The 26,975-nt window shown below is 44.1% G+C and carries 20 protein-coding genes; 3 read left to right on the top strand and 17 right to left on the bottom strand.

What is annotated here, in order from left to right; all coding sequences use genetic code 11:
* Together D8803_RS09275 and D8803_RS09270 are read right to left on the bottom strand one after the other, a co-directional pair.
* On the bottom strand, nt 1–324 hold a 324-nt coding region (locus tag D8803_RS09275), incomplete at its 3' end, for an AbiH family protein (RefSeq protein WP_223805127.1).
* Between the two features lie 138 nt (nt 325–462).
* The gene (locus tag D8803_RS09270) at nt 463–3,456 is read right to left on the bottom strand and encodes a type I restriction endonuclease subunit R (protein WP_131200902.1); all 2,994 of its coding nucleotides are present in this window, start codon (nt 3,454–3,456) and stop codon (nt 463–465) included.
* A 113-nt stretch (nt 3,457–3,569) separates the two neighbouring features.
* Here D8803_RS09270 and D8803_RS09265 point away from each other — a divergent pair, with 113 nt between their 5' ends.
* Nucleotides 3,570–4,187 (top strand): TVP38/TMEM64 family protein, encoded by a 618-nt coding sequence (locus D8803_RS09265; RefSeq protein ID WP_065371614.1) that lies wholly within the window; start codon nt 3,570–3,572, stop codon nt 4,185–4,187.
* 45 nt (nt 4,188–4,232) lie between these two features.
* Here D8803_RS09265 and scrK read toward each other — a convergent pair whose 3' ends face one another.
* On the bottom strand, nt 4,233–5,120 hold the full coding sequence (scrK, locus tag D8803_RS09260; protein WP_131200901.1) for a fructokinase ScrK: 888 nt from the start codon (nt 5,118–5,120) through the stop codon (nt 4,233–4,235).
* A gap of 158 nt (nt 5,121–5,278) precedes the next feature.
* Nucleotides 5,279–7,165, bottom strand: a complete 1,887-nt coding sequence (locus tag D8803_RS09255) for a sucrose-specific PTS transporter subunit IIBC (protein WP_131200900.1) — start codon at nt 7,163–7,165, stop codon at nt 5,279–5,281.
* A gap of 379 nt (nt 7,166–7,544) precedes the next feature.
* Between D8803_RS09255 and D8803_RS09250 the strand changes: the two genes are divergently transcribed.
* Together D8803_RS09250 and D8803_RS09245 are read left to right on the top strand one after the other, a co-directional pair.
* On the top strand, nt 7,545–8,999 hold the full coding sequence (locus D8803_RS09250; protein ID WP_131200899.1) for a sucrose-6-phosphate hydrolase: 1,455 nt from the start codon (nt 7,545–7,547) through the stop codon (nt 8,997–8,999).
* Complete coding sequence (locus D8803_RS09245) at nt 8,980–9,945, top strand: LacI family DNA-binding transcriptional regulator (protein ID WP_000225987.1); 966 nt, start codon at nt 8,980–8,982, stop codon at nt 9,943–9,945. Before D8803_RS09250 ends, D8803_RS09245 begins: the two co-directional genes overlap by 20 nt.
* A 140-nt stretch (nt 9,946–10,085) precedes the next feature.
* Here D8803_RS09245 and D8803_RS09240 read toward each other — a convergent pair whose 3' ends face one another.
* The 13 genes from D8803_RS09240 to D8803_RS09965 form a co-directional block, all read right to left on the bottom strand.
* Nucleotides 10,086–11,360 carry a hydroxymethylglutaryl-CoA reductase, degradative gene (locus tag D8803_RS09240; protein WP_131200898.1) on the bottom strand — a complete coding sequence of 425 codons (1,275 nt, stop codon included), beginning with the start codon at nt 11,358–11,360 and terminating at the stop codon, nt 10,086–10,088.
* Nucleotides 11,360–12,532, bottom strand: a complete 1,173-nt coding sequence (locus tag D8803_RS09235; protein WP_131200897.1) for a hydroxymethylglutaryl-CoA synthase — start codon at nt 12,530–12,532, stop codon at nt 11,360–11,362. The genes D8803_RS09240 and D8803_RS09235 overlap by 1 nt, the downstream gene beginning before the upstream one ends.
* Nucleotides 12,533–12,650: 118 nt before the next feature.
* Nucleotides 12,651–13,106 carry a threonine/serine exporter family protein gene (locus D8803_RS09230; protein ID WP_131200896.1) on the bottom strand — a complete coding sequence of 152 codons (456 nt, stop codon included), beginning with the start codon at nt 13,104–13,106 and terminating at the stop codon, nt 12,651–12,653.
* Nucleotide 13,107: 1 nt separating this feature from the next.
* The gene (locus D8803_RS09225; RefSeq protein WP_000344526.1) at nt 13,108–13,866 is read right to left on the bottom strand and encodes a threonine/serine exporter family protein; all 759 of its coding nucleotides are present in this window, start codon (nt 13,864–13,866) and stop codon (nt 13,108–13,110) included.
* Nucleotides 13,867–13,953: 87 nt separating this feature from the next.
* Complete coding sequence (gene pknB, locus D8803_RS09220; RefSeq protein WP_000614500.1) at nt 13,954–15,837, bottom strand: Stk1 family PASTA domain-containing Ser/Thr kinase; 1,884 nt, start codon at nt 15,835–15,837, stop codon at nt 13,954–13,956.
* Entirely contained in the window at nt 15,834–16,574 is a 741-nt protein-coding gene (locus tag D8803_RS09215) for a Stp1/IreP family PP2C-type Ser/Thr phosphatase (protein WP_000401538.1), read from the bottom strand. The genes pknB and D8803_RS09215 overlap by 4 nt, the downstream gene beginning before the upstream one ends.
* A gap of 15 nt (nt 16,575–16,589) precedes the next feature.
* The gene (gene rsmB / locus D8803_RS09210; RefSeq protein ID WP_190316820.1) at nt 16,590–17,903 is read right to left on the bottom strand and encodes a 16S rRNA (cytosine(967)-C(5))-methyltransferase RsmB; all 1,314 of its coding nucleotides are present in this window, start codon (nt 17,901–17,903) and stop codon (nt 16,590–16,592) included.
* On the bottom strand, nt 17,896–18,831 hold the full coding sequence (fmt, locus tag D8803_RS09205) for a methionyl-tRNA formyltransferase (protein ID WP_131200894.1): 936 nt from the start codon (nt 18,829–18,831) through the stop codon (nt 17,896–17,898). Before fmt ends, rsmB begins: the two co-directional genes overlap by 8 nt.
* A gap of 12 nt (nt 18,832–18,843) precedes the next feature.
* Nucleotides 18,844–21,240, bottom strand: coding sequence for a primosomal protein N' (locus tag D8803_RS09200; RefSeq protein WP_131200893.1), 2,397 nt, complete (start codon nt 21,238–21,240; stop codon nt 18,844–18,846).
* Nucleotides 21,241–21,305: 65 nt separating this feature from the next.
* Nucleotides 21,306–21,620: a DNA-directed RNA polymerase subunit omega gene (gene rpoZ / locus D8803_RS09195; protein ID WP_002875802.1), complete on the bottom strand. Its 315-nt coding sequence runs from the start codon at nt 21,618–21,620 to the stop codon at nt 21,306–21,308.
* Nucleotides 21,621–21,644: 24 nt separating this feature from the next.
* Nucleotides 21,645–22,271 carry a guanylate kinase gene (gene gmk / locus D8803_RS09190; RefSeq protein ID WP_000775041.1) on the bottom strand — a complete coding sequence of 209 codons (627 nt, stop codon included), beginning with the start codon at nt 22,269–22,271 and terminating at the stop codon, nt 21,645–21,647.
* 134 nt (nt 22,272–22,405) lie between these two features.
* Nucleotides 22,406–24,019, bottom strand: a complete 1,614-nt coding sequence (locus D8803_RS09185) for a ribonuclease Y (RefSeq protein WP_049519337.1) — start codon at nt 24,017–24,019, stop codon at nt 22,406–22,408.
* 711 nt (nt 24,020–24,730) lie between these two features.
* Nucleotides 24,731–25,519, bottom strand: a complete 789-nt coding sequence (locus tag D8803_RS09965; RefSeq protein ID WP_317842876.1) for an LPXTG cell wall anchor domain-containing protein — start codon at nt 25,517–25,519, stop codon at nt 24,731–24,733.
* Nucleotides 25,520–26,975 lie beyond the last annotated feature (1,456 nt).

Genomic DNA, 26,975 nt, shown 5'->3' with positions numbered 1-26,975 from the left:
ATATATACTCCTGATTTCATCATCACTATTATAAGTTATCTCATTAATTTCTTTAATATGATTTTCAAAAATTGACTCTAAATCGTTCCAATTTAATGATTTTCCATCAAATTTTTGTAAAAATAATTTATTAAAATTATAAATATCTTCATTTGTTTCAAGTTTCTCTTCAACTCTTAAATACTCTACAAAATTATTATACGAACTTTTTATCCCCACACTGATATCAAATCCGTTACCTACTATAATCATTTTAGGATTACTTGAATTAGCATTGATTACATCAGAGTCTGCTAATTCGTTTTCAATAATATCCTCAGACATTTATATGAATACCTCTCCATTTAGTTCTTAATTACTCTAATAAATAAATTCGACTAAACTAATATATTTATTTAAGATCAGATTATTGTCTTTTCAACTGAGAAATCTAAACAAGTGTTTAACTACAGTTTTAAAAGTCTATCTCCCCACTCTAAGCGGCTCAATAACTTCTTCGACAAGTTGCTTACAAGCTTCTTTGATTTGTTTTTTATAGAGGAGAGGATTGAGGGCATCTGCCACTTCTATCTTATAGTCCTGATAGCGCTGGCTCTTGGTCAACTGGCTCTCTCCTAGTTGTTTTTTGGCTCCCTTACGGTAGTGTTCGACATAGTAACGGAGTTCATCCTCTCCGACATACCAACGTTTGCTAAAGACTTGGATGTGTTGTTGGATAATCGCCTCGATCATCTGATCCAAGATATTTGCGATAGACTGACCACGATAACTTTCTGGATTTGCTTGGACTTCTCTCCAAAGTTCAGTAATAATCTGGGCAAGATTTGGGTTGGTCTTCTCCAGACTTTGGATATAGGTATCCACTGCTTCTCTATCTTGAGCGCTTAGGTTCTTTTCTTGACTCTGACCTTGCTCGATTAGGCTTTGGATCAAGGTCAAGATATAGGCATAGTTGATCTCATCTACTTGGATAGACTCCAGTTCATAGTGGATATCAAGGGGCTCCCCATCCTCATCACCATCATCTCTTCGGCTTTTTAATTCTGCAAGGATATTTTGATAAAAGCCTAGATAGGTTTCCAATTCTTCTGCACTGAGTCCTGTCTGGGCGTAGATTTCTTCCTCATCATACTCTTTATACACTCGAATAGAGGCTAGATATTTATCAAAGACTTGATAGGCCTTAGCGAGCTTTCTCAACTCAGGTGTAGAGATCTGCTCGATTTGAAGGCCTTCCTCCGGATCATCGGTGATGAGATTTTGGAAATCACTGCATCTCCGCAAAAAGTTTCTCTTTTCCTCTTCCCAACTCGGCGCTAGGACCTCATTTTCTCCACCATTTGAGTAGAGTTTGAGGGCATTATCCACTGCTTCCTTAAAGGCTAGGGGCTTTTGGAAGGTGATGATATGACCATAGGTCTTACTGTTATCAAAGATCCGATTGGTTCGGCTAAAGGCCTGAATCAAATCCTGCGGCTGCATGGGCTTTCTGTCGATAAAGAGAGTTGATAGACAAGGGGCATCAAATCCCGTTAAGAGACGATTGACCACGATAACCAAGTCCAACTGTTCATTGCGGTAGAGATACTTATCCTGTTTCCTAGCTAGACGGTTATTGACATCGGTATTGAAGCCACGAAGATCCGCCATGGTAAAGTGAGTATCAAACTCTTGGTTGTAATCCTCTAAGACCTGCTTCATGTGGTCTTGGTTGGCTCTTGAGTCTTCTTCATTCTCCGTAACGGAGTAAGTGATGGTCACCTTTGGAAAGTCAGGAAGGACCTGCTTGACCCTTTCAGATACCTTGACTCTCGTCTCCCCAGCCTTGACTCGTTTGAGCAAGTCATAGTAGGCTTGTGCTTGAGGGATGGACTTGACCGTCAGGATGGCATTGTAGGTCTTACCCATCCCTTTTTGGAAGCCCAGTTGTTGGCGCGATTTATTGATAATGGCATCCAAGACTTCTAGCATATGCTCCTCATTTTCGTAGACGGTATCTGGTATGTCATCTTCAGATTTATCCGTGATGAGGGTATTGCGATAATCCACCTTAAAGCCCAAAACTGCTCCATCATGAATAGCTTCCTTGACTGTATACTCATGGAGACGGTCTCCGTACTGTTGCTGGGTGGTCTGAGCTAGGTCACCGACCTGCTGGCGTTTATTTTCCTTAAAGATTGGCGTTCCTGTAAATCCATACCAGAGAGACTGTGGGAAAAAGGCTTTAATGTCTTTTTGTGTTTGTGGCGTCACGGCACGGTGGCATTCATCTACGACAAAGGCCACTCGGAGTCCCTTGATTTTGTCTGCATCTCGTTGGTAAAGACCTTGGTTAAACTTGCGCATCATGGTAGTGATTTTCTGGATAGTTGTCACCACGACACGCTTATCATTACTACCTAGTCGCTTGACCAAATCATGAGTATTATCCGTCTCGTCGATATCAATGACGTCATTGGTCGCATAAGAGAGAAAGGACGATGTGGTTTGTTGGTCCAAGTCCCTGCGGTCAACGACAAAAATCGTCTTTTGGATAGACGGAATCTGAAGGAGATTCCTCGCTACCTTATAGGAAGTCAGGGTCTTTCCTGAACCTGTTGTGTGCCAGACATAGCCTGATGCTTGCTGGCGCGAAGCTTCCTGCACCGCTTCGATAGCATGGATCTGATAGGGACGCAAGAGGATAAGAGATTTCTTGCTATCATCAATGACAGAATACTGCATGACCATCTGGTGAGCACGAGGGATGGAAAGAACTTCATGAGCAAAACTGGTCAGATTTGTCACAGGATGATTGTCCTTATCGACCCACTTGGTCAGAAATTGCTTGTTAAGTTTATTTTCACGAGCTGCAGCGATATAGCGAGTATCAACCTTGTTGGTCACAACAAACATCTGCAAGCTAGAGTAGATGCCACGGAATTTCCCTTCACGATTATACTTTTTAATCTGATGAAAGGCATCGATAAATGCTGCTTGGGAACTCTTAAGCTCGATTTGAATCATGGGTAAGCCGTTGATGAGAAGAGTAACATCCAATCTACGGTCTTGGTCCAGAGGATTTACTTTTTCTCTCTGGACTTGATTGACAACTTCGTAGCTAGACTTGCCTGCTGCGATATTGTCTCGCCAGATAACTGATAAACGAATGGTACCTAGGCTAGCATCTTCTCTCTGAACCTCGACTTTGGCAATTCCGTTTTCACCGACCAACCACTTGGCAGCATCGTAGTAGCTGACAAAGTTTAATTGGTTCTGAATCTGACGTCTTTCCTGTTCTGTCAAGGGATAGTCTGCTAGAAGAGCAACATTGTTCTGGGCAAGTTTCTCAAAGAAATTGTCCCATAGTTGTTCTTCTGTTTTGAGGTCTTCCCTATAAGTCCATTGACTCTCCCCAGTTACCAGTTGGTTGATCAGTTGTTTTTCTATCTCCAGTTCTGGTTTTACTTGCATCATTCTCTCCTTTAACGATGTTCTACTTTCTTTATTATAACATGTTTATCATTAAATTCCCCCTTCTTTTATCAAAATATGGTATAGTAGAACCATACTATCTATAAGGAGTTTCTATGTCACAGCATAAGCAAATGAAAGCTGTTTCTCCCCTTCTGCAGCAAGTCATCAATATTTCATCTATCGTCGGGGGAGTCGGCACCTTGATTTTCTGTATTTGGGCCTATCAGGCTGGAGTTTTACAGTCCAAAGAAACCCTATCAGCCTTTATCCAGCAAGCTGGGGTTTGGGGGCCACCACTCTTTATCTTTTTACAAATCCTACAAACCGTTGTTCCGATCATTCCGGGAGCTTTGACCTCAGTGGCTGGGGTCTTTATTTACGGACATATCATCGGAACCATCTATAACTATATCGGCATCGTGATTGGTTGTGCCATTATCTTTTACCTCGTGCGTCTCTATGGAGCTGCCTTTGTTCAGTCCGTCGTCAGCAAGCGCACCTATGACAAGTACATCGGTTGGCTAGATAAGGGCAATCGTTTCGAGCGTTTCTTTATCTTTATGATGATCTGGCCTGTCAGTCCAGCTGACTTTCTCTGTATGCTGGCTGCCCTTACCAAGATGACCTTTAAGCGCTATATGATTATCATCGTTTTGACCAAGCCCTTTACCCTAGTGGTTTATACTTATGGTTTGACCTATATTATTGATTTCTTCTGGCAGATGTTTTGAGAATAGAAAAATCCGTTTGGTTTCCCAAGCGGATGTTTTTTTGTTTTATTTTGCGACACTCTTAGCAAGGACAAAGTTCCCAAGTGTAGCAGAACCATTGCCTGCGACTGCTGGGGTCACGATGTAGTCACGCACGTCTGGTACTGGTAGGTAACCATTGAGAAGAGCTGTGAATTTATCACGCACACGGTCCAGCATGTGTTGTTGGGCCATGACTCCACCACCAAAGACGATGACATCTGGACGGAAAGTCACTGTAGCATTGACCGCAGCTTGAGCGATATAGTAGGCTTGAACGTCCCAGACAGAACTGTTGAGTTCAATATTTTCACCACGAATACCTGTACGAGCTTCGAGACTTGGACCAGCCGCAAAGCCTTCCAAACAGCCCTTGTGGAAAGGACAAACACCGTTAAATTCTTTTTCCTCGTCCATTGGGTGTTTAGCCACATAGTAGTGACCCATCTCAGGGTGACCCACACCACCGATAAACTCACCACGTTGGATAACACCTGCACCAATCCCTGTACCGATCGTGTAGTAAACCAAGTTTTCGATACGACCGCCAGCATTGTTACGAGCAACCACTTCACCATAGGCAGAGCTGTTTACGTCTGTTGTGAAATACATGGGTACGTTGAGGGCACGACGAAGGGCACCAAGTAGGTCTACATTTGCCCAGTGAGGTTTTGGAGTCGTTGTGATAAAGCCATAGGTTTTTGAGTTTTTATCGATATCGATAGGACCGAAGGAACCGATGGCAAGACCTGCAAGATTATCGAATTTTGAAAAGAACTCGATGGTTTTATCGATAGTCTCGATAGGAGTTGTTGTAGGAAATTGTGTTTTTTCTACAACATTAAAATTTTCATCTCCGACAGCACAGACAAACTTTGTACCGCCCGCTTCTAAGCTTCCATATAATTTTGTCATGATAAACCTCTTATCTTTGTTTTCTCTATTATAGCACATTTTAAAGGGCTAGATTTCTCAATATTTTAGATTTTCCTCTGTAAATCTTACCATCCAAGTAAAAACGAACAAACATGATATTTGTTCGTTTTGTTTTTAGATTTGATTTTCAAAGAGGACTAGGCTTTCACTTCAATGATAGCATCACCCTTGACAACTGAACCGCTTGCGACTGGTGTCACAGAAGCGTAGTCTGCTGTGTTGGTTACGATAACCATTGTTGTGTCGTCAAGACCAGCAGCAGCGATTTTGCTTGAGTCAAAAGCTCCGAGAACATCACCAGCTTTGACCTTGTCGCCTTGAGCAACCTTTTGTTCAAAGCCTTCACCGTTCATAGATACAGTATCGATACCAACGTGAATCAAGATTTCAGCTCCGTTAGTTGTCTTCAAACCGTAAGCATGTCCTGTAGCAAAGGCGATCGATACTTCTGCATCAGCTGGTGCGTAAACCACACCTTGGCTTGGTTTTACAGCAATCCCTTGTCCCATTGCACCACTTGAAAAGACTGGGTCGTTGACATTCTCAAGAGCAACGACATCACCAACGATCGGAGTTTGGATTGTTTCATTTTGAGGAGCTACTGGAATGTTACCAGTTGTTTCTTCTTGGACCAAACGTTCTGTCGCAACTTCAGTAGCAATTTCTTCTTCGTCCTCGTAACCAAACATGTAAGTAAGGGCAAAACCAAGAACGAATGATACAGCTACCATAAGAAGGTATTGAAGCAATTGGCCGTTACCAACGTAAAGCATTGTACCAGGGATGATGGTGATACCATTACCAGTACCAGCAAGTCCAAGGATTGAAGCCAATCCACCACCGATAGCACCAGCGATCAATGAAAGGAAGAACGGTTTACGGAAGCGCAAGTTCACCCCGAAGATAGCAGGCTCTGTAATACCGAGGAAGGCAGAAAGAGCAGCTGGGAAAGCAAGTGTTTTTAGTTTAGGATTCTTCGTTTTGACACCAACGGCAACAGTTGCAGCCCCTTGAGCTGTCATCGCTGCAGTGATGATAGCGTTGAATGGGTTCGCATGGTCCGCAGCAAGCAATTGTACTTCAAGCAAGTTGAAGATGTGGTGTACACCTGATACGACGATCAATTGGTGAACCCCACCGATAACCAAACCACCAAGACCAAACGGCAAGCCAAGAATTGCTTTTGTTCCGAAAAGGATATAGTTTTCAACCACGTGGAAGACTGGTCCGATAACAAAGAGTCCAAGGATAGACATGACCAAAAGTGTCACGAATGGTGTCACCAAGAGATCCAATACATCTGGAACCACTTTGCGGAGAGCTTTTTCAAACTTGGCTCCGACCACCCCGATAATGAAGGCTGGAAGAACGGAACCTTGCAAACCAACAACAGGAATGAAGCCAAAGAAGTTCATAGCTGTTACTTCACCACCTGATGCTACAGCCCAAGCGTTTGGAAGTGAGCCAGAAACAAGCATCATACCGAGGACGATACCAACAGCTGGATTTCCACCAAATACGCGGAAGGTTGACCATACAACCAAACCTGGCAAGATGATGAAGGCTGTATCTGTGAGGATTTGGCTGTAAATGGTAACATCTTCTGGAAGTGTCATTCCAAGAGCGTTCAAGAGTCCACGAACACCCATGAAGAGACCAGTTGCTACGATAACTGGGATGATTGGCACGAAAACGTCACCGAAAGTACGGATAGCACGTTGGAACCAATTTCCTTGTTTAGCAGCTTCTGCTTTCATGTCCTCTTTAGAAGATGTTGGCAAACCAAGTGCAACGACTTCGTCGTACATCTTGTTTACTGTACCAGTACCAAAGATGATTTGGTATTGACCTGAGTTAAAGAAAGCTCCTTGAACTTTATCCAAGTTCTCAATCACTTCCTTATTGATTTTCCCTTCATCTTTGACCATGACACGTAGACGAGTCGCACAGTGGGCTACACTGTTGACATTTTCACGTCCGCCAAGGGCTTCGATGACCTTTTTTGCAATATCCTGATTGTTCATTTGCAAAAATCTCCTTATAAAATTTTGTTCTTGTTTGAAAGCGATTTTATTCGCCCTACGACTATTATTTTATCACGTTTCTAAAATATGTCAAGCGTTTTGCAGAATTTTTTATTTCCTTTCTTTTGTTCCTGATTATTTTTGCTTGTTTTTGAGGGATATTCTCTTTTTCCTCAAAAAAATATCTTTATATTAGAGGATTCAAAGCTTTTTATTTACATTTTCTTTCATTTTTTCGTGAAAATTTGCCAGATTCCCTTTACTTGATTCATGGTAATCGTTTGACATATTTTTCTCTTTTTTAACATAAAAGACTTGCTTTTTTTGTCGAAAACGTTTACTATTAATAATAGAATAGAACTTATGGAGGAAAGATAAAATGGAATGGACAACTGAGCGCCGTTATAGACGCTATGAAGATTGGTCTAATGATGAAATCAAGCAAATCAAGGAAAAGATGGCACAATCTCCTTGGCATACTCGTTACCATGTCGAGCCTAAAACAGGGCTTCTCAATGATCCAAATGGTTTTTCTTATTTCGATGGCAAATGGATTCTCTTTTACCAGAACTTCCCCTTTGGTGCAGCCCATGGGTTGAAGTCTTGGGTGCAGCTTGAAAGTGATGATTTAGTACACTTTACAGAAACTGGAGTCAAAGTTTTGCCAGATACTCCATTAGATAGCCACGGTGCTTACTCTGGTTCTGCCATGCAGTTCGGCGATCAGTTGTTCCTATTTTATACTGGAAATGTCCGTGATGAAAATTGGATCCGTCACCCTTACCAGATTGGGGCTTTGATGGATAAGGATGGCAAGATTAGAAAGATTGACAAGGTCTTGATTGACCAGCCATCAGACTCTACTGACCACTTCCGCGATCCGCAAATTTTTAACTTTAAGGGACAATATTATGCCATCGTTGGTGGACAGGATTTGGAGAAAAAAGGCTTCGTCCGTCTCTACAAGGCTGTGGACAATGATTATACAAACTGGCAAGCAGTTGGCGACCTTGACTTTGCTAACGACCGCACTGCCTACATGATGGAATGCCCAAATCTAGTCTTTGTAGGGGAACAACCTGTCCTTCTCTACTGTCCACAAGGATTGGATAAGAGTGTTCTAGACTATGATAATATCTATCCAAACATGTACAAAATCGGGGCTTCCTTTGATCCTGAAAATGCCAAAATGGTAGATGTGTCTCCATTACAAAATCTAGACTATGGTTTCGAGGCCTATGCTACCCAAGCCTTCAACGCTCCTGACGGACGCGCTCTAGCAGTTAGTTGGCTTGGGTTACCAGATGTTTCTTACCCATCTGACCGTTTTGACCACCAAGGAACCTTCTCATTGGTCAAAGAACTCACTATCAAAGATGGCAAACTCTACCAATATCCTGTCTCAGCCGTCAAAGAACTTCGTTCTTCTGAAGAGGTCTTCTCAAATCGTACTCAAACCAAAAACACCTATGAACTGGAGCTCAACTTGGAAGCCAATAGCCAAAGCGAGATTGTCTTGCTCGCTGATAAAGAAGGCAAGGGGCTTTCAATCAACTTTGACCTTGTCAATGGACAGATGACAGTGGATCGTAGTCAGGCTGGTGAACAGTACGCCCAAGAATTTGGTACCACTCGTTCTTGCCCTATCAATAACCAAGCTACTACTGCCACTATCTTCATCGATAAGTCAGTCTTTGAAATTTTCATCAATAAAGGAGAAAAAGTATTTTCTGGTCGTGTCTTCCCACATGCGGACCAAAATGGTATCCTCATCAAGTCTGGAAACCCAACTGGAACTTACTATGAATTAGATTATGGTCGCAAAACTAACTGATGTCGCAAAACTTGCAGGCGTCAGCCCCACTACCGTCTCACGGGTCATCAATAAAAAGGGGTATCTATCTGAGAAAACCATTCAAAAGGTCAATGAAGCCATGCGAGAACTAGGCTACAAGCCTAATAATCTGGCTCGAAGCCTCCAAGGAAAATCTGCCAAGTTGATTGGACTTATTTTTCCAAACATCAGTCACGTCTTTTATGCGGAGTTGATTGACAAGTTGGAACACCAACTCTTCAAAAATGGTTACAAGACCATCATCTGTAACAGTGAGCATGATTCTGAAAAAGAACGCGAGTACATCGAAATGCTGGAGGCCAATCAGGTCGATGGTATCATTTCTGGAAGTCACAACTTGGGAATCGAAGACTACAATCGTGTGACAGCGCCGATTATTTCCTTTGACCGAAATCTATCACCAGACATCCCTGTCGTCTCCTCTGATAACTACGGTGGCGGGGTTCTCGCCGCCCAAACCTTGGTCAAGACAGGAGCCCAATCTATCATCATGATTACAGGAAATGACAACTCTAACTCACCGACTGGACTGCGCCATGCTGGCTTTGCCTCTTTACTCCCAAAAGCACCTATCATCAATGTTTCGAGTGACTTTTCTCCCGTCAGAAAAGAAATGGAGATCAAGAATATCTTGACCCATCAGAAACCAGATGCGATTTTTGCTTCAGATGATTTGACAGCTATCCTGGTTATCAAAATCGCTCAGGAGCTGGGAATTTCTGTTCCTGAAGAGCTCAAGGTCATCGGTTATGATGGGACCTACTTTATCGAGAACTACTACCCTCATCTGACAACGATTAAGCAGCCTATGAAAGAGATTGCCCAACTCACTGTTGATCTCCTCTTGCAGAAGATTGAAGGTAAAGAGGTTGCGACAACTGGTTATTTCTTACCAGTTACATTATTACCAGGAAAAAGTATTTAATACTCTTCGAAAATCTCTTCAAACCACGTCAGCGTCGCCTTACCGTACTCAAGTACAGCTTACGGCTAGCTTCCTAGTTTGCTTTTTGATTTTCATTGACTATAAACACAAGAAAACTCAGACCAATTCGTCTGAGTTTTTTATGATCTTAAGTTTTCTAGATAGCGCTGGGCTGTCTCTAAGTTAAAGGTTTTATCTGCGATGAGGCGCTCAACGAGGGGAGCAACTTCAGACTCACTAGCACCAGCTAGGAGAGCTAAGGATTTGGCCTGTAGTTTCATGTGGCCTTGCTGGATGCCCGTACTGACCAAGGCTTTGAGGGCCGCAAAGTTTTGGGCAAGACCGATGGACACGATAATCTGAGCTAATTCCTTGGCTGAAGGATTTCCTAGTAGTTCATGACTGAGGGCTACACGAGGATTGAGACCGATAGAGCCACCTTTTGTAGCTACCGGCATGGGCAGTGTCATCTCACCGACCAATTCTTCTCTTTCCATGTCCAGCGTCCATTGACTAAGACCTTGATAGCGTCCATCTCGACTGGCAAAGGCATGGGCCCCAGCTTCGATGGCACGCCAGTCATTACCAGTAGAAATCAAAATGGCATCAATACCATTAAAAATCCCTTTATTATGAGTAGCCGCTCGATAGGGATCAACCTGCGCAAACTGGCTAGCCAAAGCTATTTTCTCCGCAATTTCTCGTCCTTGGTCCCTTTGGGGACTCAAGTAGCGAAAGGCAATGCGACAGCTTGCAGTCACCAGAGAATCGGTCGCGTAGTTGGACAAAATACCCATGAGACTCTGTCCCTGACTGAGTTCTTGTAAGACTGGTTTCAAGGCTTCTAGCATGGTGTTGAGCATATTGGCTCCCATGGCTTCTTGGGTATCAACATGGAGATAAACAACGAGAAAGTCTGTTTCTCCTTTGATCTGCTCTACATGCAAATCACGCGCCCCGCCACCACGTTTGACGATAGAAGGATAGGCTTGATTGGCAAGTTCCAAGAGTTCGGCTTTCTTGCTGGCAATCTTCTCTTGCGCTTGTTCAGGATCAGCAACTTGATAAAGGGCTACCTGACCAATCATCTGGCGCTCATGTACTTGAGCAGTAAAGCCACCTGCTCGCTTGATGATTTTACTGGCATAACTAGCCGCAGCAACCACTGAGGGCTCTTCTGTCACATAAGGAACTGTGTAGTCCTGACCGTTCACCAAAAGTTCTGGAACGATAGAATAAGGCAGAGAAAAAGTTCCCACTACATTCTCACTCAGCTGGTCTGCAACAGCCAAGCTGACTTGTTCATCCTGCTCCAGACTGGTTTGCTTTTCAGGACTAAGGAGCGCCTGAGCTCGCAATAACTCAAGGCGCTCATGGTATGATTTTTTAGAAAATCCATTCCAACTTCTCTTCATTACTTTTCAACCTTGCTATAACGGCGTTGGTGGTCGACAATTTCAACCAAGGCATAATCTTGATGTTCATAGCCTGCAAATTGGGCTGAACCAGACTCATCCAACTGCAATTCTTCGAAGAAGACTTTTTCATAGTCTGCAACTGACAATGCTGTACGTTGCTTGAGTTTGCTCAAGCGATCCTTATCAAGGTAAGTTTCATAACCTTCGACCAGCTCTCCACTAAAGAACTCTGAAACCGCTCCACTTCCGTAACTGTAGAGGGCAATTTTATCTCCAGCCTTCAAAGTCTCTGCATTTTCCAAAAGAGAAAGGAGGCCGAGGAAGAGGGAACCTGTGTAGATATTCCCAATCATCTGACTATAGAGAATGGACTTATCAAAGTTTTCTTGTAAACTATCCTGTTTTTCTTTAGACAAAGTTTTGTCCATCATCTTGCGCAAGCCTTTTAGGGCCAACTTAGGATAAGGCAAGTGGAAGCAGATAGCCGCAAAATCATCCATAGTCCAATCATAGCGTTTCTTGTATTCACCCCAAGTCGTTGTCAGGCAATCAAGATACTGTTGGGTCGAGTACATGCCGTTTACATATGGAGTGCTTGAGTAGTTCGGACGCCAGAAATCCATGATGTCGCGCGTTTGGGCAACGTTATCATTGTTAAAGGCCATGATGCGTGGATTTTGGGTGATCAACATCGCCACACTTCCAGCACCCTGAGTTGGTTCACCTGGAGTTCCCACACCATACTTGGCAATATCACTGGCAATGACCAAAACCTTGGACTCTGGAGAATTTTCCACATGTAATTTAGCATAATGAAGAGCAGCTGTTGCTCCATAGCAGGCTTCTTTGATTTCAAAGCTACGGGCAAAAGGCTGAATGCCTAATAGGCCATGAACAAAGACCGCTGCTGCCTTACTCTGGTCAATCCCTGACTCGGTCGCCACGATGACCATATCGATTTCTTCTTTTTCTTTGTCTGTTAAAATAGAGTTGCTTGCACTAGCAGCCAAGGTAACAATGTCCTCAGTCAGTGGCGCAATACTAATTTCATTTAACAAGAGTCCCTTGCTAAATTTTTCGGGGTCAACTCCCCTCGCTTCTGCTAAATCTTGTAAGTTCAAGACGTATTGACTGGTCGCAAAACCAATCTTATCAATACCGATTGTCATATTTACCTCTGTTTTTTCATTCATTGTAAAAAATCGTTTCATTCTATTTTATCACAAATAGGGACAAAAGAGAGAAAAAAGACTTGATTCACCAAATCAAGCCTTTTCTTTGACAGAGCTAGGAGGAGATTCCTCGTTGTTTTCGGATGTAGTAATAGAGCTTTAAAATCACCGTTCCACTTGCCATTCCAATGGAAATAACAAGGGCTAACATAACCACCAAAGTCGCACTGGCAAGGGCATGACTGTAATCGCCTGTCACAAAGAAAGCTGTCGTCCGATAGGATAGATAACCGGGTACTAAAGGGGCAAGAATAGCCAAGACAAAAACCACTGCTGGTGTCTTATAGACAATACTTAAAATCTGGCTGATGCAAGAGCCAATTACTGCTGCGATAAAGGTCGCAACAATAACATTGGTTGGTTCTTTGAGCACGAGATAGAGGAGCCAAACACCCATTCCCAAAACCCCACCAGGCAGAAGCATGGAGCGTTGGACATTCAGTACGATTAGAAAGTTGATAATGGCGAGCAAACTCGCCACTGCTTGGAGTAAAATACTTGTTAGAGTCATCTTATGTCATCAAAACCAGGGCGACAGAGGTGCCGGCCCCTAAAGCGAGGGTAATGAGCAGGGATTCAAACATCTTGCTCATACCAGAGTTGATATGATTGGTCATGATATCTCGAACCGCATTTGTCAGAGCAATCCCTGGAACAAAGGGCATGACTGCTCCTGCTATGATCAGGTCTGCCGTCGAAGGGAATCCCGTGTAGCGAGCCCAGAACTGGGCAATCAAGCCGAAAACAAAGGCACCCGCAAAAGCTGTTACAAAAGGAATTCGGATAAACTTCTCGACATAGAGAGAGAAGGCAAAACCAAACAAGGTCGCAACGCCTGCTCCAAAAGCATCATAGACATTGCCACCAAACATAATCGAGAAGAAAGGAGCACTGAGAGTTGCTGCTACAGTCACTTGGAGCTTGCTATAAGGAAGAGCTTGATTTCTGATTTCCTTCAGCTTTTTAAAAGCTGTAGAAAGATCAATCTGGCCACCCACAAGTTCTCGTGATACTTGGTTGACATCACAGACTTTTTCGATGTTATAGGAGGATGACGTCACCCGTTTCATCCGAGAAATATTGGTATTTTCAATCGAAAAGAAAATAGCTGCGGGCATGGCAAGAACATTGCAATCCACTATTCCCTGTGAATGGGCAATGCGAATCATGGTGTCCTCAACCCGATGAATCTCCGAACCACTTTTCAAGAGAATGGTTCCAGCTAGCATAATCACATCAATGACAGCATTTAACTCTTTTGATTCGTCCATTTTCTACTCCTATTTTCTACTCCCTTTATTCTATCACAAAAGTTCATGAAAAAAAATCTTTGTCATGAAATCATGACAAAGATTGGGTTAATTTCGTTCATTACTTGACGTTCTACTGCCATCTGAAGAATCCGTTGTAGGATTGCTACCTTGATTGTTACTCTGTGAAGGCGTCGTGTCTGTTCCTGAATTTCCGTGTTGAGACGAACTTGATGAAGAAGGAAGTGGTTTTGGTTTATAAATAGAAATCTTAACACGTGTTTTATTGAGATCTACCTTTTCTCCAGGTTTAGGGTCCTGACTAACAACTGTTCCTGCAGTAGTTCCTTCAGGAGCAGTTGATACTTCCACAACTTCGATATTGGCCTCTTTTACACCAACAATCTGAGTCAAATTGTTCTTAGTAAATTCGAGACTTGAACCAATGTAACTTGGCATCGAAACGCTGGTCACCTTCTTAGCAACTGTTAAGGTAATCGTGCTGGCTTTCGTGAGATCGTAAGTACTTCCTGCAGCTGGAGTTTGCCTAATGACTGTTCCTGGATCGCTTTCGCTAGATTCCTCTTCCTCGATCTTGATAAGATTTTCTGGAACCTTTTTCTCTTTGAGCTCTGCGACAACATCCGAGGACTTACGTCCTACATAGTTACTTAGTTGGAAGGATTGCTTACCTGATGAAACGATTAGATTTACTTTACTTCCTTCTTTTCGACCGCTTCTAGCTTCTGGATCTGTTCGAATGACGCGACCTTCGGCTACTGTGTCGCTGGCCTCTGTCTTTTCTTCACCTACTTCAAAATTAGCTTTCTTCAGTGTCTCTTTAGCTTCAGCAACTGTCTGTCCCGATACATCTGGAATAGCAATAGTCGCTGGAGTTCGGGAAAAGATCCAAATCAAAGAGGCTGCAACTAGCAAGGCACTGACCAGTAAAATCATATAGCGAGCTTTAAACTTCCGTTTTTTCGCTGGTTTTGGTACTGGTGCTTCATTTATCACCTGCTGAGTCTGCTGTTTTGATTGAGGTCGCTCTAATTGTGGCTTAGCCTTCGGAATAGAGGTCAGAGTGCTTTGTGGAACTTTAGGCAAGGTCTTGGTATCAACCTTGCTTGCCTCATCAAAGACTAGCTTTGGTTCTCTCCTACGATTGTGAGATAAACAACTCGACAAATCCACATACATTTCTGATACAGACTGATAGCGATCTGTTAATTTCTTGGCCGTTGCCTTGATAACGACATTTTCCAAAGCTTGTGGTACTGCTGGATTCTCAGCAATAACAGATGGGAGTGGTTTTTGGAAATGCTGGAGGGCAATAGTCACTGCACTATCCCCATCATAAGGGATATGTCCAGTCAACATTTCATAGAAAATAATCCCCATAGCATAGATGTCACTCTGCACAGTTGCCTTGGAACCACGGGCCTGCTCAGGTGAGAGATAGTGGACTGAACCGAGCATGGAGTTGGTCTGTGTCAGACTGGTCTCTGCAAAAGCCACGGCAATCCCAAAGTCTGTAACTTTGGCAGTTCCATCTGGTGTCAATAGGATATTTTGAGGTTTCAAATCTCGGTGGATAATCCCTCTCGTATGCGCCAGACGCATCGCCAAGAGAATCTGTCCCATAATACGGACGGCTTCTTCGTTTGAGAGAGGAGAGTGTTCTTTAATATAACGTTTGAGGTCAAGCCCTGCCACATACTCCATAGCTAGATACTGCTGACCGTCTTCCTCACCGATATCTGTTATTCGAACGATATGGGGATGATCCAGATCCGCCATGGCTCTCGCTTCACGTTGAAAACGTGCCACAGCAATCGGATCTGTCTGATAGTTAGTCCTCAGGACCTTAACCGCCACTTCTTCCCCGTCTAGGATCAAATCCTTGGCCAAGTAAACATCCGCCATGCCTCCTCGACCAATCTGTTTGATAATCCGATATCGTCCGGCAAAAATCTTGCCGATCTGGATCATTCTACTTCCTCCTCATTCATGTGAACAAGGGCAACCGTGATATTGTCTAAGCCTCCTGCATTGTTTGCAAAACGAATCAAAGTTGCCGCCTTGTCTGCCAAGGAAATATCACTCGTTACAATATCGTAGATATCGCTTCCTGAGATCATATTGGTCAAGCCGTCACTGTTGAGCAAGAGGTAGTCTCCTGGCTCTAGGCTAACCATGCCAAAATCTGGTTGAATTTCATCTTTTTGCCCAATGGATTGGGTAATGATATTTTTCTGCGGATGAATTTCTGCCTCCTCTGGAGTTAGCTGGCCAGCCTTTAGCAGAGCATTAACCAAAGAATGATCACTTGTGAGCTGGCGATAATCTTCACCACGGATCAAACCGATACGAGAATCACCAATATGGGCATAAATAGCTTGATTTCCAATAATGGCTACTGCTTCAAGCGTTGTTCCCATCCCCTTATAGGCTTCGTCTTTCCCCATCTGATGAATTTTTTGATTTTCAAGTTCCAGATAGTGGGCAAACCATTCACGGACCTCATTGACGGTGTCGATTTGGGTATCAACCCAAGCCACGCCCAGGTCTGTTACCGCCATCTCACTAGCGATATTGCCTGCACGGTGTCCTCCCATCCCGTCAGCCAAGAGAATCATGGTGCGCCCTGCTCGGTTGACAAAGTGATTGACATAGTCTTGGTTATTTGTTCGTTTCTGACCAACATCTGTTAATAATGCTATTTCCATTGTGTCAGTTCCTTCCTAATCAGACATCTTGCGGAATTGGCTTATAAAGAATCCATCACTTCCGTACAATTCAGGAGTGATCAAGATACAGCCGTCCTTCAAAATATCCTTGCATTCGTGTTCTAGTTTAACCTGCTCAAACTCGGGGTGACTTTCTAAAAATGCCTCAACGACGTGAAAGTTTTCCTCTGAGACGATAGTGCAGGTACTATACGTTATTATACCACCTTTTCGTAAGGTTTGACAAACACTACCTAGTATTTCCAGCTGAATTTGCTGTAATGATGCGAAATCCGCCGTTTCTTTATTGTATTTGATATCTGGTTTGCGGCGCAAGAGTCCAATCCCAGAACAAGGAGCATCTACTAAAATCTTGTCAAACGAGTCACGATCGAAAAACTCATGAACTTTTCTGGCGTCCAATTTTTGCGTTTGCACTCGATCTGCTACCCCCAAACGTTGGGCATTTTCTTGGATCAAGTCCAACTTGTGATCATAAAGGTCCAAAGCCGTCACCTTACCCGATGTGAGGTAAGAGGCCATATGGGCTGTTTTACCGCCCGGAGCCGCACAGGCATCCAGGACCTGTTCATCACCTTGTAGATCAAGAGTCGGAGCAACTAATTGACTGGACTCGTCTTGGATGGTTATAGCCCCTTCTGCGAACAAATCATGTCCTGCAAAGTGGCCTTGCTCCTTGACCAGACCAGTGGCTGCCAAAGGGGAATCAGTCGCCTCTAACACGGCTTTGATTTCCTCTTTTCGGCTCAAATCGACTACACGGATACTGGCTTTGTTGCGCACCAAGAGACTTTTAAAGATGGCTTGTGCTCGCTCTTCCCCGTACTCTTCCTTAAGTTTAGACACTAGCCAAACTGGGAGAGAATAGGCAATGGAATCACGCTTATTTTTGCGTTTGATGCTGTCAATATCTGGCCAGCCTTCTCTTAAAATACGACGAAGAACAGCGTTGACCAATTTTTCACTGCCTTTTTTACGGGCCTTGGCTAGTTCCACCGCTTCATTAACCACAGCGTGATTAGGAATCTTATCCAGATAGCGGAGTTGGTAGGCACTCATGAGAAGCAGGACATAGAGCCAGTTATCTAGCTTATCCCGATCTTCTATAAAGTGGGATAGGTACCATTCCAGAGTGAGTTTTCGGGCTACCGTTCCGTAGACAATCTCTGTCACCAAGCCCTTATCTGCTACTGAGAGCTGACTCCCCTTGAGGTGTTTATTTAAGGCAATATTGGAGTATGCTTGATTAACCAAAACATCCTCTAGCACTGCTAGAGCTAGACTTCTAGCCGTTTCTACTTTAGTCACCAAATCGTTCTCCTACAGTCAATGTACGTCCCACTCCGTTGAGAAAGGATACGATGTCCATCTTAGGCTTCCCAGCAGGCTGCACTTGCTTGAGAGACAGAGCCCCTTCTGCCGTAGCGACGATTAATTCCTTCTTGCCGATTGAGAGGATCTCACCTGGAGCTCCCTGACCTTCTACTGGCAGGGCTTCATAAATCTTAAAGCGGTCGCCTTTAAGGAAAGTGTGGGCAACAGGCCATGGATTCATCCCACGGATTTGGTTGAAGAGTTGGCGGTTAGTCTTATTCCAGTCCAATTTTTCTTCCTCTGGTTTGATATTTGGCGAGAAAGTGACCTGGCTTGGGTCCTGAGGCACAGGTTTGATCTCCCCGGCAATATAGCCAGGCAAAGTGTCCAAAAGCAAGTCACGACCAACAATGGCTAATTTCTCAAACAAGGTGCCAACATTATCCTCATCAGTGATAGGAATACTGCGACGGGAAATCATATCCCCTGCATCCATCTCCTTGACCATTTCCATAATGGTCACACCAGCTTCCTCATCCCCTTGAATCAAGGCATAATGGATAGGCGCACCACCACGGTGTTTTGGAAGAAGGGAAGCGTGAACGTTGACCGCAAAATCCATACTATCAAGGAGTTTACTTGGGAGAAACTGCCCAAAAGCAGCGGTCACAATCCCATCCGCCCCTAGCTTCATAATGGCTTCCATCTCTGGGCTTCCAGATAATTTTTCAGGTTGGTAGATGGGAAGGCCTGCTTCTTTGGCAGCCTGCTTGACTGGGGTTTCTTGGATTACTTTTTTACGACCGACAGCGCGATCTGGCTGGGTCACAACAGCTAGAATCTCGTAACGGTCATCTGATAACAACCCCTTCAAAACTGTCGCTGAAAAATCGGGAGTTCCCATAAAGATTAGTTTTGTCATTTTTTCTCCTTCTTATAAAAATTGCTGCGGTTCATGGTCAATACTGAGACGAAGCTCGCTATTTTCCCGTTCTTGAGTCAAGGCCAAAACTCGATTGAGGGTTGGTCCTAGTTCATCTTCTAAACGGTATTTAATCAAAATCTGGTAATGATAAAGGTTGTGAGTACGGGCGATGGGTTTTGGCGTTGGTCCAAGGATTTTACTAGTTTCCGATAAACCTGAGCGCAAAATCCCCATAACTTCATAGGCACGTTTGACAACCTCTTCTTCTTTCTTGTGAGAGAGGGTAATCCCAATGGTGAAATAATAAGGCGGATAGCCGAGTTGGCGCCTGATACTCATTTCATAGGCATAAAAACCTTCATAATCCTGTTCCTTGGCAAAACGAATGGCATAGTGTTCCGGATTGTAAGACTGGATCAAGACCTGCCCAGCTTTTTCAGCCCGACCTGCACGGCCTGCCACCTGAGTTAAGAGCTGGAAGGTTCTCTCAGAAGAACGGAAATCCGGCAGATTCAAGGCCGTATCCGCATTGAGCACTCCGACTAGGGTCACATTTGGAAAATCCAAGCCCTTGGCAATCATCTGAGTTCCCAACAAGATATCTGCTTCCCCTCGGCCAAACTGCTCAAGAAGAGCTTGGTGACTACCTTTCTTGCGAGTCGTATCCACATCCATCCGCAGAATGCGAGCCTGAGGAAAGAGCTCTGCTAGCTCATCATAGGCTTTCTGAGTCCCCGTCCCGTAGTAGCGAATGCTGCGACTCTGACAGTTGGGACAGACATGAGGAATTCCCTTGGAAAAGCCACAGTAATGGCAGTTCATGGTCTTGGTATCCATGTGGAGAGTCAGAGAAATGTCACAGTTGGGGCAGCTATCTACCGTCCCACACTCTCGACACATAACAAAGCTAGAATAACCCCGACGGTTGAGCATAAGGACTACCTGCTCTTTTTTAGCCAAACGGTCTTGAATGACTTCCAGCAAAGGAGGCGTAAAGTTTGACGTCTCATTCTGCCCGATATAGTCCCGAAAGTCAATCACTTGAACCTCAGGAATAGTGGCTAAAGGATTGGCCCGTTGGGTCAGGCGTAAGTGTTGATAGACACCTTTGCCAGCCCGCGCACGGCTTTCTAAGCTCGGTGTCGCTGAGCCAAGGACTAGGGCTGCTTGATTGTACTGGGCCCGTAGAATGGCGACCTCTCTGGCATGATAACGGGGATTGCTGTCTTGTTTGTAGCTGGCTTCGTGTTCTTCATCGATAATCATGACACCTAGATTTTTAAGCGGAGCAAATATAGCTGATCTGGCACCAACGACAACTTGGGCATCGCCGCGCTCAACCTTGCGCCATTCGTCGTACTTTTCACCATTGGACAGGCCTGAATGAAGAATAGCTACTTTCTCGCCGAAACGAGCAATGAACCTCTCCGTCATTTGTGACGTCAGAGAAATCTCAGGTACCAGTAGAATGGCTGTCTTACCCTTGTCCAGAGCTCCTTGGATGATCTGTAAGTAAACTTCCGTTTTCCCACTCCCTGTAATCCCTTGAAGGAGGAAAGGAGGCTGTTGACTACCAATAGCACTGACAACGGCATCACGCGCCTGTCTTTGTTCTGGATTCAATTCCAAAGGTGTACTTGCTTCAATGCCTTCGAAATAAGCAGCTGAGCGTTGCACTTCCTTTTGGACTATGGACACAGCACCTTGTTCCACAAAGAAGTTGACTTGCTCCCGCGAGTAGGATTCTAACAAGCTAGCCAGAGGAGCACTTCCAGAATGAGATAGCAAATAGTCTCTCAGCTCTGCCTTTTTCTTAGCACGCGCAGAAATCTCAATCTGCTCTAGTCGAGTAGCATCAACCTCATACCAAGACTGGGTCTTGACCTTCTTCTGATCGACAGCCTGGTACTCTAAGCGGAGCAGACCTTTTCTGGTCAAGCGCATCATTTCTGCCTGCTTGGCCAAATCTAGAGAAGAAAAGGCTAGCGAATCTTCTGAACCAAACAAGCGCTCTTTGTCTGCCTGACTTAGGCCTTCTAGAGGATAGAGAATTTTATCATAACTGGAGTTTAAAAATCCTGGTAACATGGCTTTTAGAATGGAGATTTTGTAAGAAAAGACTGACTTGCGTAGCTCCTCAGCTAGCCAGAGTTGCTCCTGAGTCAAGACTGGAGAAAAGTCCAGCACTTCTGCAATCTCTTTCAAGTCCTGATTTGCCACTTCTTCATCCGACTGGGACTCCAAGCCCAACACAATTCCTTGGATCAAACGATTGCCCTTGCCGAAGGGGACATGGACCCGCATACCGGCTTCCAGCATCTCTACAAATTCCTCAGGGACCTTGTAGCTGTAGGGCTGGTCCGTCTGCATCAGGGGAACATCCACGATAATCTTTGCGATAGCCATCTTCTCACCTCCTTCTTGTCAGCACATTCTTGCAATAGAAAAAATAAGATTGAGTCCCCCCAACCTTAAATTTTTTCACCATCTTCTTTTTCTTTAGCAATTTGCTCTTTGATTTTCTTTTCTTCTTCTTCTCTGCGGCGTTTTTCTTCTTCGATACGGAGACGAACCGCTTCACGTTTTCCTTCTGGATCTGGGTGAATGGTTACATTTCCAGACTCGATTTCTTCTAAAGCACGAAGAGTTGATTTTTCAGACTTAAACTCTTGAGTTGCTGGCGCGCCTGCTTCTAGTTCGTGGGCACGTTTTGCTTCCAAGATTACGAGTGAATATTTTGATGGCACCTTGTCGAGCAAGGTATCAATAGAGGGTTTTAACATCATTTTCTTGTACCTGTTTCCTATAGTTTATCGAGTAGTTGGAGATTTTGGCAACATCTCCTGGTAGTGACCAATGACACGGTCCACACGGAAGTGTTCTGCTTCGATCACACGCTTGACACGTTCAGCAGCGAGGGGCACCTGATCGTTGACAATGGCATAATCATACTCACGCATGAGGGCAATTTCTTCCTTGGCTTTTTCGATTCGTTGGGCAATCACTTCAGCGCTATCTGTTCCACGACCTACCAAACGATCTTGCAATTCATCCAAATCTGGTGGCGTTAGAAAGATAAAGACAGCGTCTGGAACCTTTTTCTTAACCTGAAGAGCTCCCTGCACTTCAATCTCAAGAAAGACATCGATTCCCTTGTCCAGAGTTTCGTTGACATAGGTCAGAGGAGTTCCATAATAGTTACCGACATATTCTGCATATTCCAACATCTGACCTTGACGGATCAGCTCTTCAAACTCTTCACGAGTACGGAAGAAATAGTCCACTCCGTCCACTTCACCAGGACGTTGCGCACGCGTCGTCATCGATACAGAGTATTGAAATTGATTCTCAGAACTCTCAAAAATCTCTCTTCTAACCGTTCCTTTCCCAACTCCTGAAGGACCAGAAAAAACGATTAGCAAGCCTCGGTCTGCCATTATGTCTCCTTTAGTTAGTCTGTGAAATAAAGTAAAATTTCTCTCGGATACTGATGATCGCGTCAGTTATCCTTCTACAGTCTTTCTATCTAGTGTAACAAAAAAGCAGTAATTTTTCAACTGCTCTTTCTTATTTATTTAGCATAATCTACTGCACGAAGTTCGCGGATCACGGTTACCTTGATATTTCCTGGGTAATCGAGATTGTTTTCAATTTTCTCACGAACTTTGTGAGCCAAGATTGTGACTTTGTCGTCCTTGATTTGTCCTGGATTAACCATGATACGGATTTCACGTCCTGCTTGAAGGGCGAAGCTATTTTGCACTCCTTCAAAGCCATTGGCGATTTCTTCCAAATCATGGAGACGCTTGATGTAGCTTTCAAGAGACTCGCTACGAGCACCTGGACGCGCTGCACTCAAGGCATCTGCTGCAGCAACGATCACTGCAATGACACTTTCGGCTTCGACATCGCCGTGGTGGCTAGCAATGGTATTCACCACAACTGGGTGTTCCTTGTACTTACGAGCCAATTCCGTACCAATCTCAACGTGGCTACCTTCAACCTCGCGGTCAATAGCTTTCCCGATGTCATGAAGGAATCCAGCACGACGGGCAAGAGCTGCATTTTCACCAAGTTCACTGGCGATGATACCAGATAACTTAGCAACTTCAATCGAATGACGCAAGACATTTTGTCCATATGAAGTACGGAACTGTAAGCGTCCCATAATCTTCATCAAGTCTGGATGGAGGTTTGGTGCACCAATCTCATAGGCAGCAGCCTCACCGTATTCACGGATCTTATTGTCAATCTCTTGACGGTTTTTCTCAACCAACTCCTCGATACGAGCTGGGTGGATACGGCCATCCTTGAGCAACATTTCCATGGTCATACGAGCAATTTCACGACGAATCGGATCAAATCCTGACAAGGTTACCACTTCCGGTGTATCGTCGATGATGACATCAACCCCTGTCAAACTTTCAAAGGTACGAATATTGCGACCTTCACGACCGATAATGCGCCCCTTCATGGTATCATCTGGCAGGTGAACTGTCGAGTTTGTTGACTCTGCTACATAGTCACCAGCGATACGCTGCATAGCCTGAACCAAGATATCTTTCGCAATCTTGTCTGAACGTTCCTTCACTTCTTGCTCAGCCTCACGAATGCGACTAGCAATTTCCTTGGTCAAGTTTTCCTCTGTCTGAGCCAAGATAATATCTCGAGCCTCAGTCTGGGAAAGGGAACCGATACGTTCAAGTTCAGCTTCTTTTTGTCTTTCGACTTCCTCTAATTGCTCTTCACGTGCATCAAGGTTTTTTGCTCTATCAGAAATACTTTGTTCTTTTTGTTCAAGTGTTTTTTCTTTGTTCGTCAAATTGTCGTCTTTGCGGTCAAGGCTCGTAGCTCTCTCCGTCAAACGACTTTCAATTTGCTTGAGCTCCTGACGTTCTGACTTAAATTCAGCGTCCACTTCTTCACGGTATTTTCTGGCTTCCTCTTTGGCCTCCAATAGTGCTTCTTTTTTAAGAGACTTGCTTTCGCTCTTGGCTTCATTTAGCAATAAATCCGCTTCGCGCTCAGCTTGTCCTCGTAAATTAGTTGCTTCTTGTTCAGCATTTAGAAGCATCAACTCTGCAGCTTCTTGAGATGATTTCATCTTAGCTGAGATGCTGACATATCCAATGACTAAACCAATGATGACGGCAAAAACAACAATCGCAATGGTCATGATTTCCATGTTTTTACCTCATTAAATTTGTTTATCGAATGACATACATTCCTTAATATTCTATCATAAAAAACCGATTTCCACAAACCCAAATTGAAGAGTTTTGTGTGAATTTTTGAAGAAAATCCTTATATTTTCAAGCAAAATTAAGATTCTTTAAAAATTTAAATTTCCATAAAAAACGAAGCAAAAAAGAGTAATCACCCACCAAAGACTACTTCTACAAATGGCTTAGAGAAAGTTCAGGAACAAGTGAAAGCGGTTCACTGTAGACAGATTTAACAGCCAGATCCCCATCATCACACTACTTCAAAATACCAAAATTATACTGAATAAATTTCACATATTCCAACATATCAGTCGCGCTATAATAAAGCTTTTTATCCTCAAATTTTCAGGGAAACTTTAACACCTTGTAAGATTGACAGCCAGACGTTGACTTGTTCTGGTAAACTTCGCCATTAGTTGAAAGCAATCAGCAAGAATATAAGATGTCTAGTATTTGATTTTCAAAACTTCAAAAATTTTAGAATGACGATTCTCGTCACTTTGAATGTTAAAAAAGAGAGAAGCAATCTGATTCTCTCTCATGCTTAGTTAGATCTCACCCTCTACAGTTGACAAAGAGCCAAAAACCCCAGATAGCCTTGAGTCATCTGGGGTTCTTGTTTTCGTCGCTAAAATGATATCAACAATTTCATTTTAGTCGATTTTTGGGACTTAGTCTTCTAAATCCATTTCAGAAGCTGCTGATTTCTTCTTCTTGCCAAGAAGAGAGGCAGTTGCCAAGGCAGCTACTCCTAATCCAAGACCAGCAAATTGGTTACTTGCAGTTCCTGTATTTGGAAGTTTTCTACCGTTTGAACGTCCTGGTCCAGCAGGTTGTTGTGCAGGAGCTTGTGAGTGGTTCAATGCACTTGAGATTGAAGCACTGTCAGACAAGCTAGCTGAGGTACTTGCGCTGTTGCTCAAGCTTGCACTTGTTGAAACTGATTCACTTGTGCTGATTGAAGCACTTACGCTGTTGCTCAAGCTTGCTGAAGTACTTGCTGAAGTTGAGGCATCGCCTGAACCATTGCTTGTACTTGTTGAACCTGAACCGCTACCTGAGTTGTTGCTTGCACTGATTGAAGCTGAAGCTGATTGGCTAGCTGATACAGATGCTGAAGTGCTTTGACTTGCAGATACTGATGCGCTAGCTGATTGACTAGCTGAGCCATTGCTTGTGCTTGTTGAACCTGAACCACTACCTGAGTTGTTGCTTGCACTGATTGATGCAGAAATGCTGTCACTCAAGCTTGCGCTTGTTGAGACTGACTCACTTGCGCTGATTGATGCTGAAGTACTATCGCTCAATGATACACTTACTGACTTGCTGAGTGAAATTGACTCACTTGCACTTACAGATTCAAGGTAGCTAGGAAGGTTAAACTCTGGCTTAGATTCGCTTGTTGGCTCACCCTTACTATAGCTGAATGAGTTAGATTGTTGTGACGCACTTGTACTCAAACTGCTTGAAACGCTATTGCTAAGTGATGTAGATGTGCTTACGCTGTTGCTCAAGCTTACTGAAGTACTTGTTGAAACTGAAGTACTACTTGAGTTGTTGCTTGCTGATTCAGATGCACTGATTGATGCGGATACGCTGTTGCTCATGCTTGTGCTTGCTGATTGGCTAGCACTGATTGACGCTGATACGCTGTTGCTCAAGCTTGTGCTTGCTGATTGGCTAGCACTGATTGAAGCAGACACGCTGTTGCTCATGCTTGTGCTTGCTGATTCAGATGCACTGATTGATGCGGATACGCTGTTGCTCATGCTTGTGCTTGCTGATTGGCTAGCACTGATTGACGCTGATACGCTGTTGCTCAAGCTTGTGCTTGCTGATTGGCTAGCACTGATTGAAGCAGACACGCTGTTGCTCATGCTTGTGCTTGCTGATTGGCTAGCACTGATTGACGCTGATACGCTGTTGCTCAAGCTTGTGCTTNCTGATTGGCTAGCACTGATTGAAGCAGACACGCTGTTGCTCATGCTTGTGCTTGCTGATTGGCTAGCACTAATTGAAGCAGACACGCTGTTGCTCAAGCTTGTGCTTGCTGATTGGCTAGCACTGATTGAGGCAGACACGCTGTTACTCAAGCTTGTGCTTGCTGATTGGCTTGCACTGATTGAGGCAGACACGCTGTTGCTCAAGCTTGTGCTTGCTGATTGGCTAGCACTGATTGAGGCGGATACGCTGTTGCTCAAGCTTGTGCTTGCTGAGTGGCTAGCACTAATTGAAGCAGACACGCTGTTGCTCAAGCTTGTGCTTGCTGATTGGCTCGCACTGATTGATGCGGATACGCTGTTACTCAAGCTTGTGCTTGCTGATTGGCTAGCACTGATTGATGCGGATACGCTGTTGCTCAAGCTTGTGCTTGCTGAGTGGCTAGCACTAATTGAAGCAGATACGCTGTTACTCAAGCTTGTGCTTGCTGATTTAGATGCACTAATTGAGGCAGACACGCTGTTGCTCAAGCTTGTGCTTGCTGAGTGGCTAGCACTAATTGAAGCAGATACGCTGTTACTCAAGCTTGTGCTTGCTGATTCAGATGCACTAATTGAAGCAGACACGCTGTTGCTCAAGCTTGTGCTTGCTGATTCAGATGCACTGATTGAGGCAGACACGCTGTTGCTCAAGCTTGTGCTTGCTGATTCAGATGCACTGATTGAGGCAGACACGCTGTTGCTCAAGCTTGTGCTTGCTGATTGGCTAGCACTGATTGAAGCAGACACGCTGTTGCTCAAGCTTGTGCTTGCTGAGTGGCTAGCACTAATTGAAGCAGATACGCTGTTACTCAAGCTTGTGCTTGCTGATTCAGATGCACTAATTGAAGCAGACACGCTGTTGCTCAAGCTTGTGCTTGCTGATTCAGATGCACTGATTGAGGCAGACACGCTGTTGCTCAAGCTTGTGCTTGCT

Origin of the sequence: Streptococcus oralis (assembly GCF_003943385.1) — a bacterium.
Lineage (GTDB): Bacteria > Bacillota > Bacilli > Lactobacillales > Streptococcaceae > Streptococcus > Streptococcus oralis_CA.
This window is presented reverse-complemented; position numbering and strand designations above follow the sequence as displayed.

Excerpts from the sequence above, each read along its gene's own strand:
- D8803_RS09270 (WP_131200902.1), bottom strand. The coding sequence starts at position 3,456 with ATGATGCAAGTAAAACCAGAACTGGAGATAGAAAAACAACTGATCAAC.
- D8803_RS09265 (WP_065371614.1), top strand. The coding sequence starts at position 3,570 with ATGTCACAGCATAAGCAAATGAAAGCTGTTTCTCCCCTTCTGCAGCAA.
- scrK (WP_131200901.1), bottom strand. The coding sequence starts at position 5,120 with ATGACAAAATTATATGGAAGCTTAGAAGCGGGCGGTACAAAGTTTGTC.
- D8803_RS09255 (WP_131200900.1), bottom strand. The coding sequence starts at position 7,165 with ATGAACAATCAGGATATTGCAAAAAAGGTCATCGAAGCCCTTGGCGGA.
- D8803_RS09250 (WP_131200899.1), top strand. The coding sequence starts at position 7,545 with ATGGAATGGACAACTGAGCGCCGTTATAGACGCTATGAAGATTGGTCT.
- D8803_RS09245 (WP_000225987.1), top strand. The coding sequence starts at position 8,980 with ATGGTCGCAAAACTAACTGATGTCGCAAAACTTGCAGGCGTCAGCCCC.
- D8803_RS09240 (WP_131200898.1), bottom strand. The coding sequence starts at position 11,360 with ATGAAGAGAAGTTGGAATGGATTTTCTAAAAAATCATACCATGAGCGC.
- D8803_RS09235 (WP_131200897.1), bottom strand. The coding sequence starts at position 12,532 with ATGACAATCGGTATTGATAAGATTGGTTTTGCGACCAGTCAATACGTC.
- D8803_RS09230 (WP_131200896.1), bottom strand. The coding sequence starts at position 13,106 with ATGACTCTAACAAGTATTTTACTCCAAGCAGTGGCGAGTTTGCTCGCC.
- D8803_RS09225 (WP_000344526.1), bottom strand. The coding sequence starts at position 13,866 with ATGGACGAATCAAAAGAGTTAAATGCTGTCATTGATGTGATTATGCTA.
- pknB (WP_000614500.1), bottom strand. The coding sequence starts at position 15,837 with ATGATCCAGATCGGCAAGATTTTTGCCGGACGATATCGGATTATCAAA.
- D8803_RS09215 (WP_000401538.1), bottom strand. The coding sequence starts at position 16,574 with ATGGAAATAGCATTATTAACAGATGTTGGTCAGAAACGAACAAATAAC.
- fmt (WP_131200894.1), bottom strand. The coding sequence starts at position 18,831 with ATGACAAAACTAATCTTTATGGGAACTCCCGATTTTTCAGCGACAGTT.
- D8803_RS09200 (WP_131200893.1), bottom strand. The coding sequence starts at position 21,240 with ATGGCTATCGCAAAGATTATCGTGGATGTTCCCCTGATGCAGACGGAC.
- rpoZ (WP_002875802.1), bottom strand. The coding sequence starts at position 21,620 with ATGATGTTAAAACCCTCTATTGATACCTTGCTCGACAAGGTGCCATCA.
- gmk (WP_000775041.1), bottom strand. The coding sequence starts at position 22,271 with ATGGCAGACCGAGGCTTGCTAATCGTTTTTTCTGGTCCTTCAGGAGTT.
- D8803_RS09185 (WP_049519337.1), bottom strand. The coding sequence starts at position 24,019 with ATGGAAATCATGACCATTGCGATTGTTGTTTTTGCCGTCATCATTGGT.